Here is a 19228-nt window from a genome sequence, read left to right as displayed (position 1 = left end):
TTAATGTTCACGCAACACCAAAGTTGTTTCAGTCAACGGAGTATTACATGTCCAGAAGGCTTCGCAGAACCAAGATCGTAACCACCTTAGGCCCGGCCACTGACCGCGATAACAATCTCGAGAAAATTATCGCCGCGGGTGCCAACGTGGTGCGTATGAACTTCTCTCACGGTACGCCAGAAGACCATAAATTACGTGCCGACAAAGTGCGTGAAATTGCGGCCAAACTTGGCCGTCATGTTGCTATCCTCGGGGACCTGCAGGGTCCAAAAATTCGTGTTTCAACCTTCAAAGAAGGTAAAGTCTTCCTCAATATCGGCGACAAATTCCTGCTCGATGCCAACCTGGGTAAAGGCGAAGGCGATAAAGAAAAAGTTGGGATCGACTATAAAGGTCTGCCGGCTGACGTCGTGCCTGGCGATATCCTGCTGCTCGACGACGGTCGCGTTCAGCTGAAAGTGCTGGAAGTTCAGGGGATGAAGGTATTCACCGAAGTCACCGTCGGGGGCCCGCTCTCAAACAACAAAGGCATTAACAAACTCGGCGGTGGCCTCTCAGCCGAGGCGCTGACCGATAAAGATAAAGCAGATATCGTGACCGCTGCGCTGATTGGCGTTGACTACCTGGCCGTCTCCTTCCCACGCTGTGGCGAAGACCTGAACTACGCGCGCCGTCTGGCACGTGATGCGGGCTGTGATGCCAAAATCGTTGCTAAAGTGGAACGTGCGGAAGCCGTTTGCGATCAGGACGCGATGGATGACGTGATTCTGGCGTCTGACGTGGTGATGGTTGCCCGTGGCGATCTGGGCGTGGAAATTGGCGACCCTGAGCTGGTGGGGATCCAGAAAGCCCTGATCCGCCGTGCACGTCAGCTTAACCGCGCCGTGATCACCGCAACCCAGATGATGGAATCCATGATCACCAACCCAATGCCGACCCGTGCAGAGGTGATGGACGTGGCTAACGCCGTGCTGGACGGTACCGATGCCGTAATGCTTTCTGCAGAAACCGCAGCCGGCCAGTACCCTGCTGAAACCGTAGCCGCGATGGCACGCGTTTGCCTGGGTGCTGAAAAGATCCCAAGCATCAACGTCTCTAAACACCGTCTGGACGTGCAGTTCGACAACGTGGAAGAAGCGATTGCGATGTCTGCCATGTACGCCGCTAACCACCTGAAAGGCGTAACGGCGATTATCACCATGACCGAATCTGGCCGTACCGCGCTGATGACCTCCCGTATCAGCTCCGGTCTGCCCATCTTCGCCATGTCTCGCCACGAGCGTACGCTGAACCTGACGGCGCTGTATCGCGGTGTCACGCCGGTTCACTTCGACAGCACCAACGACGGTGTCGCAGCTGCCCACGACGCCGTGAACCTGCTGCGCGACAAAGGCTATCTGGTCTCCGGTGATATCGTGATTGTGACTCAGGGTGACGTGATGAGCACCATCGGCTCGACCAATACCACTCGCGTATTGACCGTCGAGTAAGCACGCCCCTGTTAAAAAGCCCGCTCTTTTCGGAGCGGGCTTTTTTTATTTCTGCTTATTTCTTCGGGAAAAGCTCTTTGCGTTTGTACGGCTCTGTTTCACCGGGCTTACGCGTTTTGAGCAACTTCAGTATCCACGTGTATTGCTCAGCATGCGGTCCCACCAGAATCTCGACCTCTTCGTTCATTCGGCGCGCAATGGTGTGATCGTCCGCCGTCAGTAAATCATCCATCGGTGGACGCACTTCAATGCTCAGGCGATGGGTTTTCCCGTCGTATACCGGAAACAGCGGAATAACGCGCGCACGGCAGACTTTCATCAGGCGGCCAATCGCCGGCAACGTGGCTTTATACGTCGCGAAGAAATCTACAAACTCACTGTGCTCGGGGCCGTGGTCCTGATCCGGCAGATAGTAACCCCAGTAGCCCTGACGCACGGACTGTATAAACGGTTTGATGCCATCATTACGCGCATGCAGACGGCCACCAAAACGGCGACGCACGGTGTTCCAGACGTAATCAAAGATCTTATTGCCCTGGTTATGGAACATTGCCGCCATTTTCTGCCCCTGTGACGCCATCAGCATCGCAGGAATATCCACGCCCCAGCCGTGAGGAACGAGGAAGATCACCTTCTCGTTGTTGCGGCGCATCTCTTCGATGATTTCCAGCCCTTTCCAGTCAACACGCGTCTGAACTTTCTCCGGCCCTTTGAGCGCCAGTTCGGCCATCATTGCCATGGCCTGCGGCGCGGTCGTATACATGTCGTCAATCAGCGCTTCGCGCTCGGCGTCACTCTTCTCCGGGAAACAGTACAGGAGGTTAATCTGCGCACGGCGACGGGCACTTTTACCAAACCGGCCCGCCAGGCGGCCTATTTTTCCCAGTACCGGATCGCGAACCGAGGCAGGTAACATCGCAATCCCCGCAAATGCGTAAACGCCAAACCAGGCACTCCAGTTGCGCGGGTGGCGAAAAGATTTTTCAAACTCAGGAATGTACTCAATATTGTTTTTTTGGGTTTCCATGCTGGTTCCAGGGTCTGGTGACGCAAAATTTCATTCAGATAGTGTAGCGAGGCAGCCGCTCGCGCACAAAACAAAAAGCCGGCACATACTGAGGCCGGCTTTTTCACAAAACAGAGGGCTTAATCAAAGCGCAGCTGTGGAATCACCTCTTTCACCTGCGCCAGGTAATCGGAACGATCTTTACCTGTCAGGCCTTCGGTACGCGGCAGTTTCGCCGTAAGCGGGTTCACTGCCTGTTGGTTAATCCACACCTCATAGTGCAAATGCGGCCCGGTAGAGCGCCCGGTATTCCCGGAGAGCGCGATACGGTCGCCACGTTTCACTTTCTGTCCCGGCTTAACCAGCAGCTTACGCAGGTGCATATAGCGGGTGGTGTAGGTACGACCATGACGCACCGCGACATAATACCCGGCTGCACCGCTGCGTTTTGCAATCACCACTTCGCCATCACCTACAGCCAGCACAGGTGTCCCCTGCGGCATGGCAAAGTCAACGCCACGGTGCGGCGCAACACGCCCGGTGACCGGGTTAAGACGGCGCGGGTTAAAGTTGGATGAAACACGGAATTGTTTAGCCGTCGGGAAGCGCAGGAAACCCTTCGCAAGCCCGGTACCGCTGCGGTCGTAGAACTTACCGTCTTCAGCACGAATGGCGTAATAATCTTTGCCATCAGAGCGCAAACGCACGCCCACCAGTTGGCTCTGCTCACGCTTGCCGTCAAGCATTTCACGGGACATGAGAACGGAGAATTCATCGCCTTTCTTCAGTTTGCGGAAGTCCATTTGCCACTGCATAGCTTTGATTACCGAGCTGATCTCGGCGCTGGTCAGCCCCGCATCGCGCGCGCTGGAGACGAAGCTTGCGCCTACGGTCCCTTTCATCACGCTGTTCACCCAGTCGCCTTTCTGCATTTCACTGGTCATTTTGAAACCGTTTGCAGTGCGATCGTAGGTGCGCGTTTCGCGACGGGACATTTCCCAGGTCAGGCGTTGCAGATCGCCATCAGCGGTTAACGTCCAGGAGAGCTGTTGACCAATTTTCAGGTTACGAAGATCTTTATCAGCCGCCGCCAGTTGGCTGATGTTTCCCATGTCGATACCGTACTGGTTCAGAACGCTGCTTAACGTATCACCCGTCGAAACGACATATTCATGGATCCCCGCTTCATTCTCGGTTTTATCGTCCAGCTCATCCTGCGGGATGGCTTCATCTTCCTGAGCCGCCTGGTCGATAGGTTCACTGGCCTCAGGGAGGAGAGAGCGGATCTCGCTCTTCTCAAGCTCAATGGTTTTGATGATTGGGGCAGAACTCGGATGGTAAACATAGGGCCGCCAGACGGCGACCGCTAACGTGAGAACTGTAAGAGACCCCAGCATAACGCGATGGGGTCGAGGCAGATTGTTAAATGCCAGGGCGACAGAGCGGGCTATCTGTTGCACGTATTCACTTCCTCGTTAATCTCCTTTCAGGCAGCTCGCATACTGGTTCGCCAGTTGGCTGAGAAACTGCGAATAGCTCGCTTTGCTCAACTGGATATTCGTTCCTAGCGGGTCAAGGGTTCCCATGCGCACGGATGTTCCCCTGGCCACGGCTTCTACGACCGCTGGCCTGAACTGTGGCTCAGCAAAAACGCATGTCGCTTTCTGCTCAACCAACTGTGTTCTGATTTCATGTAAACGCTGCGCACCAGGTTGAATTTCAGGGTTGACGGTAAAGTGCCCCAGCGGGGTCAGGCCGTAGTGTTTCTCGTAATAGCCATAGGCGTCATGAAAAACGAAATACCCTTTTCCTTTCAACGGTGCGAGCTCATTACCCACCTGCTTATCAGTTGCGGCTAATTGTGCCTCAAAATCCTTCAGGTTGGCGTCTAGTTTGGCTCGACTTTGCGGCATAAGTTCCACTAATTTGTCATGGATTGCAACCGCCGAAAGCCGCGCTATCTCTGGGGATAGCCAAAGGTGCATGTTGTACTCGCCGTGATGGTGATCCCCATCACCTTTTTCGCCGTCGGCGTGTCCGGCATCATGTTCATCACCGTCGTCGTCAGCCCCTTTCATGAGCAACGGTTTCACGCCCGGGAGTTCGGCAATGGCGACCTGTTTTTCGCCCGGCACCTGTTTTGCCGACTTCTGCATAAACGCTTCCATCTCTGGACCAATCCATACAACTAAGTCCGCGTTTTGTAAGCGTTTTACATCAGATGGACGCAGGGAATAATCATGCTCGGAAGCCCCATCAGGGAGCAGAACCTGGGTGTCAGTAACCCCATCTGCAATCGCGGAAGCAATGAAACCGAGCGGTTTAAGCGAAGCGACAACAGCAGCGTTAACATCTTGTGCTGTTGAACCCCAAAGGGCAGCGGATAATGCTGCGAAAAGAAGCGTATTTTTATGTAACATAATGCGACTAATCATCGTAATGAATGCGTGGGATGTGATATTATAACATTCGTTGACTTCTGCAAGCTTAAATTGACATGACGACTTTGGTTTCTCTCGACAATATTTCGGTCTCATTTGGCCAACGCCGCGTCCTCTCTGACGTGTCGCTGGATCTGAAACCCGGCAAAATTCTGACGCTGCTCGGCCCCAATGGCGCAGGGAAATCCACCCTGGTGCGCGTGGTGCTGGGTCTGGTAACACCTGACGAAGGGGTTATCCGCCGTGAGGAAAAATTACGCATCGGCTATGTGCCGCAAAAACTCCACCTCGACGCTACACTGCCGCTGACGGTTAGCCGTTTCCTGCGTCTGCGCCCCGGGACACATAAAGCCGATATTCTTCCGGCGCTGAAACGCGTGCAGGCAGGCCATCTGATCGATGCCCCGCTGCAGAAACTGTCCGGGGGTGAAACCCAGCGCGTATTGCTCGCCCGCGCCCTATTGAGCAGCCCACAGCTTCTGGTGCTGGATGAGCCGACGCAGGGTGTGGACGTCAATGGTCAGGTCGCACTTTACGATTTAATTGACCAGCTACGCCGCGAACTCAACTGTGCGGTGCTGATGGTATCCCACGATCTCCATCTGGTGATGGCCAAGACCGACGAAGTGCTGTGCCTTAACCATCACATCTGCTGTTCCGGCACGCCGGAAGTGGTGTCAATGCACCCTGAATTCATCTCCATGTTCGGCCCTCGCGGCGCTGAGCAGCTGGGAATTTATCGCCATCATCACAATCACCGCCATGATTTACAGGGACGAATTGTCCTGCGCCGGGGAAATGGACACTCATGATTGAACTGTTACTGCCCGGCTGGCTGGCCGGGATTATGCTTGCCTGCGCCGCGGGCCCGCTGGGCTCGTTTGTGGTGTGGCGCAGAATGTCCTATTTTGGCGATACGCTGGCACACGCGTCTCTGCTGGGCGTTGCCTTTGGCCTGTTACTGGACGTGAATCCCTTCTACGCGGTGATTGTGGTCACGCTGCTGCTGGCCGCAGGGCTGGTATGGCTGGAAAAGCGCCCTCACCTCGCCATCGATACGCTGCTTGGTATTATGGCCCACAGCGCCCTGTCGCTGGGTCTGGTGGTCGTGAGCCTGATGTCGAACATTCGTGTTGATCTGATGGCCTACCTGTTCGGTGACCTGCTGGCCGTGACGCCTGAAGATCTGATCTCCATCGCCGCTGGTGTGGTGGTCGTGCTGGGTATTCTGCTCTGGCAGTGGCGTAATTTGCTGGCAATGACCGTCAGCCCGGATCTGGCGTTTGTCGACGGCGTGAAGCTGCAGCGCGTGAAGCTGTTGCTGATGCTGGTGACGGCGTTAACGATTGGTGTGGCGATGAAATTCGTCGGCGCGCTGATCATCACTTCCCTGCTGATTATCCCCGCGGCCACTGCGCGTCGTTTTGCCCGTACGCCGGAGCAAATGGCCGGTGTCGCGGTTATCATCGGGATGATTGCGGTAACGGGAGGGTTAACCTTCTCGGCGTTCTACGATACCCCTGCCGGCCCGTCTGTGGTGCTGTGTGCGGCGCTGCTGTTTATCTTCAGTATGATGAAGAAGCCCGCAAGCTGATCGCCTCTCGCCTCTCCCCTCTCCCACCCGGGAGAGGGAACCTCTGCTACGGCATCGCTGGCGGGGTAATACCAAAATGGTTCCACGCCCGCACCGTTGCCATACGACCGCGCGGGGTACGTTGCAAGAAACCCTGCTGGATCAGATACGGCTCAAGCACATCTTCAATTGTCTCGCGCTCTTCACCAATCGCTGCCGCCAGGTTATCCAGTCCGACCGGACCGCCAAAGAACTTATCCAGTACCGCCAGCAACAGCTTACGGTCCATGTAGTCAAAGCCTTCGGCATCCACATTCAGCATATCCAGCGCCTGCGCTGCAATCTCAGCCGAGATCGTGCCATCGTGCTTTACTTCGGAAAAGTCACGTACGCGACGCAACAGGCGGTTCGCAATACGCGGCGTCCCCCGGGAGCGCTTCGCTACCTCAAACGCCCCTTCCTCGCTCATCTCCAGCCCCATATAGCGGGCACTGCGGCCAACGATATGCTGAAGATCCGCAACCTGATAGAACTCCAGACGCTGAACGATACCAAAACGATCGCGAAGCGGAGAGGTCAATGACCCGGCGCGCGTCGTCGCGCCAATCAGGGTAAACGGAGGCAGATCGATTTTGATGGAACGTGCTGCCGGACCTTCACCGATCATGATGTCCAGCTGGTAATCTTCCATCGCCGGATAGAGCACCTCTTCCACAACCGGCGACAGACGGTGGATCTCATCGATAAACAGCACGTCATGCGGTTCAAGGTTGGTCAACATTGCCGCCAGATCGCCCGCTTTTTCCAGCACCGGGCCAGAGGTTGTGCGCAGGTTAACGCCCATTTCATTGGCGACAATGTTCGCCAGCGTGGTTTTCCCCAGACCGGGAGGGCCAAAAATCAGCAGGTGATCGAGTGCATCGCCGCGCAGTTTTGCCGCCTGGATGAAGATCTCCATCTGAGAACGAACCTGCGGCTGGCCAATATACTCATCAAGCAGTTTCGGGCGGATAGCGCGATCCACCACGTCTTCTGCCTGAAGGGTGCCTGCCGATACCAGGCGATCTGCTTCAATCATCCTTTACCTCACAATGCCGCGCGTAGCGCTTCACGAATCAGGGTTTCACTGCTGGCATCCGGTTTGGTAATTTTGCTCACCATCCGGCTGGCCTCCTGAGGTTTATATCCCAGTGCCACCAGCGCAGCAACCGCTTCCTGTTCAGCATCGTCAGAGGCTTGTGCGCCCGGCGAGGTAAGCACCAGATCAGCGGCTGGCGTAAACAGATCGCCATGCAGACCTTTAAAGCGGTCTTTCATCTCAACAATCAAACGCTCCGCGGTTTTCTTGCCGATACCCGGGAGTTTAATCAGTGCAGCAGGATCTTCGCGTTCAACGGCATTGACGAACTGTGGAGCGGACATGCCGGACAAAATAGCCAGCGCCAGCTTCGGCCCTACGCCGTTGGTTTTGATCAGCTCGCGAAACAGCATCCGTTCCTGTTTGTTGTTGAAGCCATACAGCAACTGGGCATCTTCACGCACCACAAACTGGGTAAAGACAATTGCCTCTTTGCCCGCGTCCGGCAACTCATAGAAGCAGGTCATCGGCATATGGACTTCATAGCCCACGCCACCGACTTCCAGCAGCACTAACGGGGGTTGTTTTTCAATGATGATGCCTCTGAGTCTGCCTATCACGTGACGCTCCTGCGTTCTGGAAGAAATTAACTGCCGACATAATAAAAAAAGGCTGGATAAACATCCAGCCTGATTTGTCATTATCGTAACCTGCCTCGCGCCAGATTAAGCCGCGATTCGCTCATCTGAACCGCGTTCTGGCTTATATGACAGTGGGTAATGGCTATCGCCAGCGCATCGGCGGCGTCTGCCTGCGGGTTCGCGGGAAGCTTCAGGAGCGTGCGCACCATATGCTGCACCTGACTTTTCTCCGCGCTACCAATCCCCACGACGGTCTGTTTGACCTGTCTGGCTGCGTATTCGAACACCGGAAGATCCTGATTCACCGCCGCAACAATGGCGACGCCCCGTGCCTGACCCAGTTTTAACGCTGAATCAGCGTTTTTCGCCATAAAGACCTGCTCGATGGCAAAAAAGTCGGGCTGAAACTGGGTGATGATCTCCGACACGCCAGCATAGATTAGCTTCAGGCGCGACGGCAGATCGTCCACTTTGGTCCGAATACAGCCGCTGCCAAGGTAGGTTAACTGGCGCCCTACCTGCCGGATGACGCCATAACCGGTGACGCGCGAGCCGGGGTCAATCCCGAGGATAATCGACATCACGCGTCTCCCGTAAACGGTTTATACGCTCTCATCAGAGAGTCGCTGCAACCTCATCAGAGATTTCACCGTTATGATACACTTCCTGCACGTCGTCGCAGTCTTCGAGCATGTCGATCAGACGCAGCAGTTTAGGTGCCGTTTCTGCATCCATGTCCGCTTTGGTTGACGGGATCATGGAAACTTCAGCGTTGTCTGCTTTCAGACCCGCCGCTTCCAGCGCGTCACGTACCGCGCCCATCTCTTCCCACGCGGTGTAGACGTCGATTGCGCCATCATCATAGGTCACAACGTCTTCTGCACCGGCTTCCAGCGCCGCTTCCATGATTACGTCTTCGTCGCCTTTCTCGAAGGAGATGACGCCTTTTTTGCTGAACAGATAGGCCACGGAGCCGTCAGTGCCCAGGTTACCACCGCATTTGCTGAAGGCATGACGCACTTCCGCTACGGTACGGTTACGGTTGTCGGACAGACATTCAACCATCACCGCCGTACCGCCAGGACCGTAACCTTCATAAATGATGGTTTCCATGTTCGCGTCTTCATCACCGCCTACGCCACGTGCGATAGCACGGTTCAGGGTGTCACGCGTCATGTTGTTGGACAGGGCTTTATCCACTGCCGCGCGCAGACGCGGGTTAGACGCCGCATCGCCGCCGCCCAGACGTGCCGCTGTAACCAGCTCACGAATAATTTTGGTGAAGATCTTACCGCGCTTGGCATCCTGTGCCGCTTTGCGGTGTTTGGTGTTGGCCCACTTACTATGACCTGCCATAAAAATTTCCTCAAAGAGCGCGCCTTTTCAGGCTACGTTAATTACAAATTCTTCAATCGCCTGCCGGTTGCTCCACGATTTGGTCAGTGCAGCGGCATCCACCGCATCCACCCAGCGGTAGGTCAGGTGTTCGGTAAACACGATCTCCCGTTCATGGGGGAGCGCGAGACAGAACCACGATTCCGTATTGCGCTCAATACCCGGCGCATAGCGATGACGTAAATGGCTAAAAATTTCAAACTCCACCGTGCGCTGACAGTCCTTCAGGGTCAGTTGCTCGCAAGCAACGTCAATGGTGACCTCTTCCTTTACTTCGCGCGCGGCGGCCTGCGACGCGGTCTCCCCCTCTTCCAGGCTGCCGGTAACCGACTGCCAGAAATCAGGGTCATCGCGCCGCTGCAACATCAGCACCCGTTTCGTATCTTCTGCATAAATGACAACCAGAACCGAAACGGGACGCTTATACTGCATATTATTCGTTCTCCGAAATCTCTTTTGAAGCTTTCGGAAGCACCTGAATGCCCAGCTCAGCCAGCGCGGCCGGGTTGGCAAAGCTTGGGGCTTCCGTCATCAGACAGGCCGCAGCCGTGGTTTTCGGGAAGGCGATAACATCACGAATGTTGTCGGTGCCGGTCAGCAGCATGGTCAAACGGTCAAGACCGAATGCCAGACCCGCGTGTGGCGGCGTACCGTATTTCAGGGCGTCCAGCAGGAAGCCGAATTTCTCGCGCTGTTCGTGCTCGTTGATTCCCAGAATACCAAACACGGTTTGCTGCATTTCGCCGCTGTGAATACGCACGGAACCGCCACCCACTTCGTAGCCGTTGATAACCATGTCATACGCGTTTGCTACCGCATCTTCCGGTGCCGCTTTCAGCTCTGCCGCCGTCATGTCTTTTGGCGAGGTGAACGGGTGGTGCATTGCGGTCAGGCCGCCTTCACCGTCGTCTTCGAACATTGGGAAGTCGATTACCCACAGCGGAGCCCATTTGCTCTCGTCCGTCAGGCTCAGGTCTTTACCCAGCTTCAGACGCAGCGCGCCCATCGCGTCAGCAACGATTTTCTTGTTGTCTGCGCCAAAGAAGATCATGTCGCCATCCTGTGCGCCGGTGCGCTCGAGGATCGCTTCCACGATTTCCGCGTTCAGGAATTTCGCCACCGGGCTGGTAATGCCTTCCAGACCTTTCGCACGTTCGGTCACTTTAATATAGGCCAGACCTTTCGCGCCGTAGATCTTGATGAAGTTGCCGTAATCGTCAATCTGCTTACGGCTCAGCGCCGCACCGCCCGGTACACGCAGGGCAGCCACGCGACCTTTTGGATCGTTAGCCGGGCCGGCAAATACCGCGAACTCAACGGATTTCACCAGGTCTGCAACGTCCACCAGCTCCATCGGATTACGCAGGTCTGGTTTGTCAGAACCGTAGCGACGTTCAGCTTCAGCGAAGGTCATGATGGGGAAATCACCCAGTTCCACGCCTTTCACGTCATTCCACAGACTGCGCACCAGGGCTTCCATCACCTCACGCACCTGCTCGGCCGTCATGAAGGAGGTTTCCACATCGATCTGGGTAAATTCTGGCTGACGGTCAGCACGCAGGTCTTCGTCGCGGAAGCATTTTACAATCTGATAGTAGCGATCGAAGCCGGACATCATCAGCAGCTGTTTGAACAGCTGAGGAGACTGTGGCAGCGCGTAGAATTTGCCTTTGTGTACACGGGATGGAACCAGGTAATCGCGCGCGCCTTCCGGCGTGGCTTTGGTCAGCATCGGGGTTTCGATGTCGAGGAAACCGTGGTCATCCATAAAGCGACGCACCAGGCTGGTGATTTTCGCACGGGTTTTCAGGCGCTGAGCCATTTCCGGACGACGCAGGTCCAGATAGCGGTATTTCAGACGCGCTTCTTCAGTGTTGACGTGGTTGGAGTCCAGCGGCAGCGCTTCAGCACGGTTGATGATAACCAGATCCGACGCCAGCACTTCAATTGCGCCGGTCGCCATGTCTGCGTTAACGTTTTTCTCGTCACGCGCACGTACGGTGCCGGTGACCTGAATGCAGAACTCATTACGCAGCTCAGAAGCCAGCTTCAACGCATCTGCGCGATCTGGGTCGAAGAACACCTGAACGATACCTTCGCGGTCGCGCATATCGATGAAGATAAGGCTCCCAAGATCACGACGACGATTGACCCAACCACACAGGGTTACCTGCTGTCCAACGTGGGACTGACGCAGCTGCCCGCAATATTCTGTACGCATGAGATATCCCTTAATTAGCCGCAGGCTAAATGTCGCCTGGAATGCAGGCTACTATGTCGCAGCTTTCTGTATGTCACAACTGGATGAAAAAAGGCGGCTATTATACTGGAAATTCCGCCAGACGATAAGAGCGAACCACGGCCAGACGGTCGTTTGCTGCGCGCTTATTGCGTATTCTCACAAAAATTAACAAAATTATCCGACCGATAACAGGTCATTACGTCGTAAGGTGTAGCGAAGCGACTCATTTCACTGGAGTTACCATGTTAACACTTAATGCCCGCAAAACCGCGCTTGTGGTGATTGATTTACAGGAAGGGATCCTGCCGTTTGCCGGAGGCCCGCACAGCGCCGAAGATGTTGTCAGCCGCGCCGCGCGTCTGGCAGAAAAATGCCGTGCCAGCGGCGCCCCTGTGATCATGGTGCGCGTTGGCTGGTCAGCGGATTTCGCTGAGGCCTTAAAACAGCCTGTCGATGCTCAGGTTGCAGCACATTCACTACCTGAAAACTGGTGGACCTATCCGGTTTCGCTCGGCAAACGGGACAGCGATATCGAAGTGACCAAACGCCAGTGGGGCGCATTCTACGGCACCGATCTTGAGCTGCAGCTGCGTCGGCGCGGTATCGACACCCTGATTCTCTGTGGGATCTCCACCAACATTGGCGTGGAATCCACCGCCCGAAACGCCTGGGAACTGGGCTTTAACCTGGTGATTGCTGAAGATGCATGCAGCGCAGCGTCTGCGGAGCAGCACCAGGGCAGTATGACCCACATCTTCCCGCGCATTGGCCGCGTGCGTAGCACGGACGACATTATAAGCGCCCTATGATCTACCTTGGCCTGCCCCAGTGGTCGCACCCGAAATGGGTGCGCCTGTGTATTACCAGCCTTGAAGAATATGCCCGTCATTTCAACTGTGTCGAGGGCAATACCACCCTCTACGCGTTGCCCAGAGCAGAGATTGTTGAGCGCTGGCGCGACCAGACGACCGATGATTTCCGCTTCTGCTTCAAGTTTCCGGCGACGATCTCCCACACCGCTGCGCTGCGAAACTGCGGTGATTTGACCGACGAGTTCTTTGGCCGGATGTCGCCGCTGGCGAACCGCATCGGTCAGTACTGGTTGCAGCTTCCGGCCACCTTTAGCCCACGCGACCTGCCTGCGCTATGGCAGTTTCTTGATACCCTGCCCAAGGACTTTACCTACGGCGTTGAGGTGAGACATGCGGCGTTTTTTGCCAAGGGAGAGGCTGAAACGGCCCTTAACCGTGGCTTACATGCCCGCGGGGTGAACCGGGTGATTCTCGACAGCCGTCCCGTGCACAGCGCCATCCCGCATAACGAGGCCATCATTGATGCCCAGCGTAAAAAGCCCAAAGTGCCTGTTCACGCCGTGGTCACCGCGCAAAACCCGATGGTCAGGTTTATCGGCAGCGATAACATGCAGCAAAACCAGGAGATGTTCGCCGTCTGGCTGCAAAAATTAGCGAAATGGGAGCAAACCACCACGCCCTATCTCTTTCTCCATACGCCGGATATCGCTCATGCCCCCGAACTGGTCGATGTTCTCTGGCAGGCCTTGCAGGCTGCGGTTCCGTCCGTTGGCAGCGCCCCTTCTATCCCACAACAATCTTCTCTTTTCTGATATCAGCCCCTATCATAGGAAGGTGCCATCTGCCAAAAACAGGGAGTTAGTATGGTCAGCGCGCTGTATGCGGTGTTAGGTGCATTACTGCTGATTAAGTTTTCATTTGATGTTGTGCGCCTGCGAATGCAGTACCGTGTTTCTTACGGTGACGGCGGTTTTTCGGAGTTACAGAGCGCTATCCGCATTCACGGTAACGCGGTTGAGTACATCCCCGTTGCGTTAATTTTGCTGCTGTTTATGGAAATGAACGGCGCGGAAACCTGGATGGTGCACGTCTGCGGCCTGCTTCTGATTGCCGGCCGGTTAATGCATTATTACGGCTTTCACCACCGCTTATTCCGCTGGCGTCGTTCCGGCATGAGCGCGACCTGGTGTTCGCTTTTGCTGATGGTGCTGGCTAACCTTTGGTATATGCCGTGGGAGTTGGTTTTCTCCTTCCATTAGCGCACAATACGCCACTTTATTTTTCCCGGATTTTTACGTTATGTCAGATCGCGACACGCTTTTTTCCGCGCCTATCGCCAGCCTGGGCGACTGGACCTTTGATGAACGGGTAGCCGAAGTCTTCCCGGATATGATCCAGCGCTCTGTTCCCGGTTATTCCAATATCATCTCTATGATCGGCATGCTGGCTGAGCGTTTCGTTCAACCCGGCACGCAGGTATATGATCTGGGCTGCTCGCTCGGCGCGGCAACGCTGTCTGTTCGTCGTAACGTTCACCATGAAGGCTGCAAAATCATTGCCGTCGATAACTCCCCGGCCATGGTGGAACGCTGCCGTCGCCACATCAACGCGTATAAAGCCCCGACGCCAGTCGAGGTTGTGGAAGGTGATATCCGTGATATCGACATCAATAACGCGTCGCTGGTGGTTCTGAATTTTACTCTGCAGTTCCTGGTGCCTGAAGACCGTCAGCTGTTGCTGGACAAAATTTATAAAGGCCTGAAACCCGGTGGCGCGCTGGTGCTGTCCGAGAAATTCAGCTTTGAAGATGCCGAAGTGGGTGAGCTGCTGTTCAATATGCATCACGACTTCAAACGGGCCAACGGCTATAGCGAGCTGGAAATTAGCCAGAAACGTAGCATGCTCGAAAACGTGATGCTGACGGACTCCGTCGAAACCCATAAAGCACGCCTGCGTCAGGCAGGCTTCGAGCACAGCGAACTGTGGTTCCAGTGCTTCAACTTCGGCTCGCTGGTGGCGCTGAAAGGTGGGGACATCGCATGATCGAGTTCAGTAATTTCTATCAGCTGATTGCCAAAAACCACCTCTCCCACTGGCTGGAGACGCTGCCTGCACAAATTGCTGCCTGGCAGCGGGATCAGCAGCATGGTCTGTTAAAGCAGTGGTCCAACGCGGTGGAGTTTCTGCCGGAACTGACTCCGCACCGTCTGGATCTGCTCCACAGCGTTACCGCGCAAAGCGAAACGCCGCTTCCGCCCGGGCAGATAAACCGCATTGAAACGCTGATGCGTAACCTGATGCCGTGGCGCAAAGGTCCGTTCTCACTCTACGGCGTTAACATTAATACTGAATGGCGTTCTGACTGGAAATGGGATCGCGTGCTGCCTCACCTTTCCGACCTCACCGGGCGAACCATTCTGGATGTTGGCTGCGGCAGCGGGTACCACATGTGGCGCATGATTGGCGCAGGGGCACATCTGGCGGTGGGGATTGACCCTATGCAGCTGTTCCTGTGCCAGTTTGAAGCGGTGCGTAAATTGCTGGGTAACGACCAGCGCGCGCACCTGCTGCCGTTGGGTATTGAACAGCTCCCTGCCCTGAAGGCGTTTGACACCGTGTTTTCGATGGGGGTCCTGTACCACCGCCGCTCCCCACTCGAACATCTGTGGCAGCTGAAAGATCAGCTGGTCAGCGGCGGCGAACTGGTGCTGGAAACGCTGGTGGTAGAGGGTGATGAAAATACCGTTCTGGTGCCGGGCGATCGCTATGCGCAGATGCGGAACGTTTACTTTATTCCTTCCGCGCCGGCGCTGAAAAACTGGCTGGAGAAGTGCGGTTTTGTGGATGTCCGTATTGCCGATGTTTGCGTAACGTCAACTGAAGAACAGCGTCGCACCGACTGGATGATCACCGAATCGCTGGCGGAATTCCTCGACCCGGCAGACCACAGCAAGACTGTCGAAGGGTATCCTGCGCCAATGCGCGCGGTGTTGATCGCGACGAAACCGTAGATTCCCCCGGTCCTCTTCCCAAAGGGGCGAGGGAGAAAAGACCGCACCGTACTGTCCCTCTCCTCTTTGGGGAGAGGGTTAGGGTGAGGGGCATAAAAAAAGGCCCCTGTTGAAATTGCAGGGGCCTGGTACAAGCAAGCATCATATTGGGCGACATGATGCGCGGTAAAAATCGGTACGTTGCTACACGTGATGACGTTCAATCATCGATTTCATTACCGCAACCGACTCTCCCTCTACACCGTAGCGTGAATACTCATCCGCTTCAGCATCCGTCGACATTGACAACCCTGTGTTGCGATAACGCATGGGCGATGGCATCCATTTGCCTGCAGAGCTGTGAAGCTCCTCTACCCCGGCGTTTAAAAACAGTTCCATATTGCTGGCACGTACTCCCGCACCCGCCATTATTATTGGAACACCGGAATGTGCTTTTAGTTCCGTAATTAATTGCAGTCCTTTTTCAGCAGAGGACTGCTGACCCGATGTCAGGACCCGCGCCACGCCAAGTTCAGCAAGAATATCAAAGGATTGCAGGGGATCTTTACACATATCAAACGCGCGATGAAAAGTGACCGCCATCCCTTTTGCCGCGTTCATGACCTGACGCATGCGCGGCAGATCGACATTGCCGTCTTCATCAAGCAACCCAATAACCAGGCCGGGGAATCCCAGATCGCGAACGAGAGTAATATCTTCAAGCATGGCACTGAACTCGCCCGGCGTGTAACAGAAATCGCCGCCGCGAGGACGAATAATCGGGTGTACCGGAAGGGTGACAGCCTGACGGGCAGACTTCAGCATCCCGTATGAAGGCGTTAACCCACCCTCTTTGGGTGCGGCACACAGTTCAATGCGGTCAGCCCCGTGCTGTTGCGCGGTGACGGCACACTCCACGCTGTAACAACAAATCTCCAGCAGCGCCATTACATCCTCCTTAATATCCACTTAACGCACCATCATGACACGCAGGCTACGCCCGGTCTCAGCGTACGGTCACATCTTATGCTTCGCTGGCAACAATCTGTTCAATCGTCCAGGGATGGAACTTCACGGTAACCTGTCCGTCAGTGACGGCCAGAGTAGGATTAGGCAGACGCTCACCTTCGCCTTTCGGGGAACTTGTTTTCACAAAAATGCCAGGCTTGCTCAGACCCTCGTCAGACAGCAGCGCCAGTGCACGAGCATTCAGCGTTTCGGGCTCACCCGGCAGGACAATTTCGATATGCTCCCAGCCTTCATGCGGGTAGCGTTTCTCGCCCGGCCAGGGCAATTCGACCACACTGAACCGCCAGTGAGCCACGCACACCGGTTCATGCAGTTTGAACAGGCAGATGGGGCGACCGTTGATGATGTTCTCTGAGAGTAACTCGCCACACTGTTCAAACCCGCGACGCCAGCGCTCGGCGGTTGCGTTCTGATGGCAGCGCAAGGAGATGTGATCGGCCTCAAGCGGCGCAATATCCAGACCAAGGCGGGTGGCAAGTTCTGTGAACGCCTGGGTGAAGCGCGGTAAATCTGCGGAAATATCATGCAGTTCGTCAATGGAGTGCCAGTTCGCCATACGTCAGTCTCTTATCGTGTCGCAAAGCCGCTAATTTACTCTGTTGCCCTCTTTCGACCAACCTCTGAATAGCGGTTTTTACGACTGCATGTTTATGCATGCTTTCTTAGCCTGGATTCTGCGCAATCTTCGGCCCCCGCAATGCTGACGCCAGAAGGCATTTGCAGTATACTCCCGCCCTAAATTCTTTAACTGGCGCGGGCGGTTATTTGCCCGCATCAAAAATGTAAGGTATCCAGGTGAATATTCAGGCTCTTCTCTCCGAAAAAGTCAGTCAGGCACTGATTGCCGCAGGTGCGCCTGCGGATTGCGAACCGCAGGTTCGTCAGTCAGCAAAAGTACAGTTTGGCGACTATCAGGCTAATGGCGTGATGGCAGTGGCTAAAAAACTGGGTATGCCGCCGCGACAACTCGCTGAGCAGGTGCTGACTCATCTGGATCTCACCGGTATTGCCAGCAAAACTGAAATCGCCGGCCCTGGATTTATCAACATCTTCCTTGAGCCTGCTTTCCTGGCACGCCACGTTGACGCGGCGCTGAAATCTGACCGTCTGGGTGTCTCCCAGCCAGAAGCGCAGACCGTGGTGATTGACTACTCAGCGCCAAACGTGGCGAAAGAGATGCACGTCGGGCACCTGCGTTCCACCATTATCGGTGACGCGGCCGTGCGTACCCTGGAGTTCCTCGGTCACAAAGTGATCCGCGCGAACCACGTGGGCGACTGGGGTACCCAGTTCGGGATGCTGATTGCTTACCTGGAAAAACAGCAGCAGGAAAATGCAGGTGAGATGGCCCTGGCAGACCTGGAAGGGTTCTACCGCGAAGCTAAAAAACACTACGACGAAGACGACGCTTTTGCCGAGCGCGCGCGCAGTTACGTGGTAAAACTGCAGGGCGGCGACCCGTACTTCCTCGAGATGTGGCGTAAACTGGTTGACATCACCATGTCCCAGAACCAGCTCACCTATAACCGTCTGAACGTTACCCTGACCCGTGACGATGTGATGGGTGAAAGCCTCTATAACCCGATGCTGCCTGGCATTGTGGCTGACCTGAAGGCCAAAAACCTGGCGGTTGAGAGCGAAGGCGCGACGGTCGTGTTCCTTGATGAGTATAAAAACAAGGAAGGTGAACCGATGGGCGTGATCATCCAGAAAAAGGATGGCGGCTATCTCTACACCACCACCGATATCGCCTGTGCGAAATACCGTTACGAAACGCTGCATGCGGACCGCGTGCTGTACTACATCGACTCCCGTCAGCACCAGCACCTGATGCAAGCATGGACTATTGTGCGCAAAGCAGGCTACGTGCCGGATTCCGTGCCGCTTGAACACCATATGTTCGGCATGATGCTGGGTAAAGACGGTAAGCCGTTCAAAACCCGTGCGGGCGGTACCGTGAAGCTGTCCGACCTGCTGGACGAAGCGCTGGAACGCGCCCGCCGTCTGGTGGCCGAGAAGAATCCGGATATGCCTGCCGATGAGCTGGAAAAACTCGCCAACGCCGTGGGAATCGGTGCAGTGAAGTATGCGGATCTCTCCAAGAACCGTACCACCGACTATATCTTCGACTGGGATAACATGCTGGCCTTTGAAGGTAATACTGCGCCGTATATGCAGTACGCCTACACCCGCGTGCTCTCCGTGTTCCGTAAAGCCAGTATCGATGAAAGCGCGCTGGCCAATGCTGAGGTGATCATTTCCGAAGATCGCGAAGCCCAGCTGGCGGCGCGTCTGTTGCAGTTTGAAGAGACGCTGGCCGTTGTCGCACGTGACGGTACCCCGCACGTGATGTGCTCTTACCTGTACGATCTGGCGGGTCTGTTCTCCGGTTTCTACGAACACTGCCCTATCCTGTCTGCGGAAAGCGAAGCGGTCCGCAACAGCCGCCTGAAGCTGGCTCAGCTGACGGCGAAGACCCTGAAGCTGGGTCTGGATACCCTGGGTATCGAAACCGTAGAGCGCATGTAATA

20 protein-coding genes are annotated in these 19228 nt (G+C 55.5%); 9 read left to right on the top strand and 11 right to left on the bottom strand.

Annotated elements, in window-relative coordinates; all coding sequences use genetic code 11:
- Positions 1 to 47 precede the first annotated feature (47 nt).
- The gene (pyk, locus tag ACMVME_RS09135; protein WP_020883399.1) at positions 48 to 1490 is read left to right on the top strand and encodes a pyruvate kinase; all 1443 of its coding nucleotides are present in this window, start codon (positions 48 to 50) and stop codon (positions 1488 to 1490) included.
- 55 nt (positions 1491 to 1545) lie between these two features.
- On the opposite strand, the gene lpxM is transcribed toward pyk, so the two are convergent.
- The 3 genes from lpxM to znuA all read right to left on the bottom strand — a co-directional run bounded on the left by lpxM (position 1546) and on the right by znuA (position 4916).
- A complete protein-coding gene (lpxM, locus tag ACMVME_RS09130) occupies positions 1546 to 2517 on the bottom strand; it encodes a lauroyl-Kdo(2)-lipid IV(A) myristoyltransferase (RefSeq protein ID WP_068794739.1) in 972 nt (323 codons plus the stop codon).
- Positions 2518 to 2636: 119 nt separating this feature from the next.
- Complete coding sequence (gene mepM / locus ACMVME_RS09125; RefSeq protein WP_014170636.1) at positions 2637 to 3956, bottom strand: murein DD-endopeptidase MepM; 1320 nt, start codon at positions 3954 to 3956, stop codon at positions 2637 to 2639.
- A 15-nt stretch (positions 3957 to 3971) separates the two neighbouring features.
- Positions 3972 to 4916, bottom strand: a complete 945-nt coding sequence (gene znuA / locus ACMVME_RS09120; protein WP_025203849.1) for a zinc ABC transporter substrate-binding protein ZnuA — start codon at positions 4914 to 4916, stop codon at positions 3972 to 3974.
- A 77-nt stretch (positions 4917 to 4993) separates the two neighbouring features.
- Between znuA and znuC the strand changes: the two genes are divergently transcribed.
- Both znuC and znuB read left to right on the top strand, forming a co-directional pair.
- Positions 4994 to 5749, top strand: a complete 756-nt coding sequence (gene znuC, locus ACMVME_RS09115) for a zinc ABC transporter ATP-binding protein ZnuC (protein ID WP_014170638.1) — start codon at positions 4994 to 4996, stop codon at positions 5747 to 5749.
- A complete protein-coding gene (znuB, locus tag ACMVME_RS09110; RefSeq protein ID WP_014170639.1) occupies positions 5746 to 6531 on the top strand; it encodes a zinc ABC transporter permease subunit ZnuB in 786 nt (261 codons plus the stop codon). The genes znuC and znuB overlap by 4 nt, the downstream gene beginning before the upstream one ends.
- A gap of 46 nt (positions 6532 to 6577) precedes the next feature.
- Here the strand turns inward: znuB and ruvB are convergent, their stop codons facing one another.
- The 6 genes from ruvB to aspS all read right to left on the bottom strand — a co-directional run bounded on the left by ruvB (position 6578) and on the right by aspS (position 11845).
- On the bottom strand, positions 6578 to 7588 hold the full coding sequence (gene ruvB / locus ACMVME_RS09105; protein ID WP_014170640.1) for a Holliday junction branch migration DNA helicase RuvB: 1011 nt from the start codon (positions 7586 to 7588) through the stop codon (positions 6578 to 6580).
- Between the two features lie 8 nt (positions 7589 to 7596).
- Positions 7597 to 8208 (bottom strand): Holliday junction branch migration protein RuvA, encoded by a 612-nt coding sequence (ruvA, locus tag ACMVME_RS09100; protein WP_068794740.1) that lies wholly within the window; start codon positions 8206 to 8208, stop codon positions 7597 to 7599.
- Positions 8209 to 8288: 80 nt separating this feature from the next.
- The gene (ruvC, locus tag ACMVME_RS09095) at positions 8289 to 8810 is read right to left on the bottom strand and encodes a crossover junction endodeoxyribonuclease RuvC (RefSeq protein WP_025203848.1); all 522 of its coding nucleotides are present in this window, start codon (positions 8808 to 8810) and stop codon (positions 8289 to 8291) included.
- 34 nt (positions 8811 to 8844) lie between these two features.
- Positions 8845 to 9585 (bottom strand): YebC/PmpR family DNA-binding transcriptional regulator, encoded by a 741-nt coding sequence (locus ACMVME_RS09090; protein ID WP_014170643.1) that lies wholly within the window; start codon positions 9583 to 9585, stop codon positions 8845 to 8847.
- Between the two features lie 27 nt (positions 9586 to 9612).
- A complete protein-coding gene (nudB, locus tag ACMVME_RS09085) occupies positions 9613 to 10056 on the bottom strand; it encodes a dihydroneopterin triphosphate diphosphatase (protein ID WP_068794741.1) in 444 nt (147 codons plus the stop codon).
- A gap of 1 nt (position 10057) precedes the next feature.
- Positions 10058 to 11845, bottom strand: a complete 1788-nt coding sequence (gene aspS / locus ACMVME_RS09080) for an aspartate--tRNA ligase (protein ID WP_032678430.1) — start codon at positions 11843 to 11845, stop codon at positions 10058 to 10060.
- 263 nt (positions 11846 to 12108) lie between these two features.
- Here aspS and ACMVME_RS09075 point away from each other — a divergent pair, with 263 nt between their 5' ends.
- From ACMVME_RS09075 to cmoB, 5 genes are read left to right on the top strand one after another with little or no spacing between them, the layout of a single operon-like run.
- On the top strand, positions 12109 to 12675 hold the full coding sequence (locus tag ACMVME_RS09075) for a hydrolase (protein ID WP_032678431.1): 567 nt from the start codon (positions 12109 to 12111) through the stop codon (positions 12673 to 12675).
- Positions 12672 to 13490 carry a DUF72 domain-containing protein gene (locus ACMVME_RS09070; protein ID WP_068794742.1) on the top strand — a complete coding sequence of 273 codons (819 nt, stop codon included), beginning with the start codon at positions 12672 to 12674 and terminating at the stop codon, positions 13488 to 13490. The genes ACMVME_RS09075 and ACMVME_RS09070 overlap by 4 nt, the downstream gene beginning before the upstream one ends.
- Positions 13491 to 13541: 51 nt before the next feature.
- Positions 13542 to 13937, top strand: coding sequence for an MAPEG family protein (locus tag ACMVME_RS09065; protein WP_020883391.1), 396 nt, complete (start codon positions 13542 to 13544; stop codon positions 13935 to 13937).
- Positions 13938 to 13977: 40 nt separating this feature from the next.
- The gene (gene cmoA / locus ACMVME_RS09060; protein WP_068794743.1) at positions 13978 to 14721 is read left to right on the top strand and encodes a carboxy-S-adenosyl-L-methionine synthase CmoA; all 744 of its coding nucleotides are present in this window, start codon (positions 13978 to 13980) and stop codon (positions 14719 to 14721) included.
- On the top strand, positions 14718 to 15689 hold the full coding sequence (gene cmoB, locus ACMVME_RS09055) for a tRNA 5-methoxyuridine(34)/uridine 5-oxyacetic acid(34) synthase CmoB (protein WP_020883389.1): 972 nt from the start codon (positions 14718 to 14720) through the stop codon (positions 15687 to 15689). Before cmoA ends, cmoB begins: the two co-directional genes overlap by 4 nt.
- Positions 15690 to 15872: 183 nt before the next feature.
- On the opposite strand, the gene cutC is transcribed toward cmoB, so the two are convergent.
- Positions 15873 to 16616, bottom strand: a complete 744-nt coding sequence (gene cutC / locus ACMVME_RS09050; RefSeq protein ID WP_068794744.1) for a copper homeostasis protein CutC — start codon at positions 16614 to 16616, stop codon at positions 15873 to 15875.
- A gap of 76 nt (positions 16617 to 16692) precedes the next feature.
- The gene (locus ACMVME_RS09045; RefSeq protein WP_068794745.1) at positions 16693 to 17253 is read right to left on the bottom strand and encodes a VOC family protein; all 561 of its coding nucleotides are present in this window, start codon (positions 17251 to 17253) and stop codon (positions 16693 to 16695) included.
- Between the two features lie 239 nt (positions 17254 to 17492).
- Between ACMVME_RS09045 and argS the strand changes: the two genes are divergently transcribed.
- Positions 17493 to 19226, top strand: a complete 1734-nt coding sequence (gene argS, locus ACMVME_RS09040) for an arginine--tRNA ligase (protein ID WP_014170653.1) — start codon at positions 17493 to 17495, stop codon at positions 19224 to 19226.
- The last annotated feature ends 2 nt before the right edge of the window (positions 19227 to 19228 follow it).

This window comes from Enterobacter cloacae complex sp. 2024EL-00711, from assembly GCF_047529885.1.
GTDB lineage: Bacteria > Pseudomonadota > Gammaproteobacteria > Enterobacterales > Enterobacteriaceae > Enterobacter > Enterobacter ludwigii.
This window is presented reverse-complemented; position numbering and strand designations above follow the sequence as displayed.

Excerpts from the sequence above, each read along its gene's own strand:
- cutC (WP_068794744.1), bottom strand. The coding sequence starts at position 16,616 with ATGGCGCTGCTGGAGATTTGTTGTTACAGCGTGGAGTGTGCCGTCACC.
- nudB (WP_068794741.1), bottom strand. The coding sequence starts at position 10,056 with ATGCAGTATAAGCGTCCCGTTTCGGTTCTGGTTGTCATTTATGCAGAA.
- ACMVME_RS09065 (WP_020883391.1), top strand. The coding sequence starts at position 13,542 with ATGGTCAGCGCGCTGTATGCGGTGTTAGGTGCATTACTGCTGATTAAG.
- ACMVME_RS09045 (WP_068794745.1), bottom strand. The coding sequence starts at position 17,253 with ATGGCGAACTGGCACTCCATTGACGAACTGCATGATATTTCCGCAGAT.
- cmoB (WP_020883389.1), top strand. The coding sequence starts at position 14,718 with ATGATCGAGTTCAGTAATTTCTATCAGCTGATTGCCAAAAACCACCTC.
- ruvB (WP_014170640.1), bottom strand. The coding sequence starts at position 7,588 with ATGATTGAAGCAGATCGCCTGGTATCGGCAGGCACCCTTCAGGCAGAA.
- znuC (WP_014170638.1), top strand. The coding sequence starts at position 4,994 with ATGACGACTTTGGTTTCTCTCGACAATATTTCGGTCTCATTTGGCCAA.
- lpxM (WP_068794739.1), bottom strand. The coding sequence starts at position 2,517 with ATGGAAACCCAAAAAAACAATATTGAGTACATTCCTGAGTTTGAAAAA.
- znuB (WP_014170639.1), top strand. The coding sequence starts at position 5,746 with ATGATTGAACTGTTACTGCCCGGCTGGCTGGCCGGGATTATGCTTGCC.
- znuA (WP_025203849.1), bottom strand. The coding sequence starts at position 4,916 with ATGTTACATAAAAATACGCTTCTTTTCGCAGCATTATCCGCTGCCCTT.
- ACMVME_RS09090 (WP_014170643.1), bottom strand. The coding sequence starts at position 9,585 with ATGGCAGGTCATAGTAAGTGGGCCAACACCAAACACCGCAAAGCGGCA.
- pyk (WP_020883399.1), top strand. The coding sequence starts at position 48 with ATGTCCAGAAGGCTTCGCAGAACCAAGATCGTAACCACCTTAGGCCCG.
- ruvC (WP_025203848.1), bottom strand. The coding sequence starts at position 8,810 with ATGTCGATTATCCTCGGGATTGACCCCGGCTCGCGCGTCACCGGTTAT.
- cmoA (WP_068794743.1), top strand. The coding sequence starts at position 13,978 with ATGTCAGATCGCGACACGCTTTTTTCCGCGCCTATCGCCAGCCTGGGC.
- aspS (WP_032678430.1), bottom strand. The coding sequence starts at position 11,845 with ATGCGTACAGAATATTGCGGGCAGCTGCGTCAGTCCCACGTTGGACAG.
- ACMVME_RS09070 (WP_068794742.1), top strand. The coding sequence starts at position 12,672 with ATGATCTACCTTGGCCTGCCCCAGTGGTCGCACCCGAAATGGGTGCGC.
- ACMVME_RS09075 (WP_032678431.1), top strand. The coding sequence starts at position 12,109 with ATGTTAACACTTAATGCCCGCAAAACCGCGCTTGTGGTGATTGATTTA.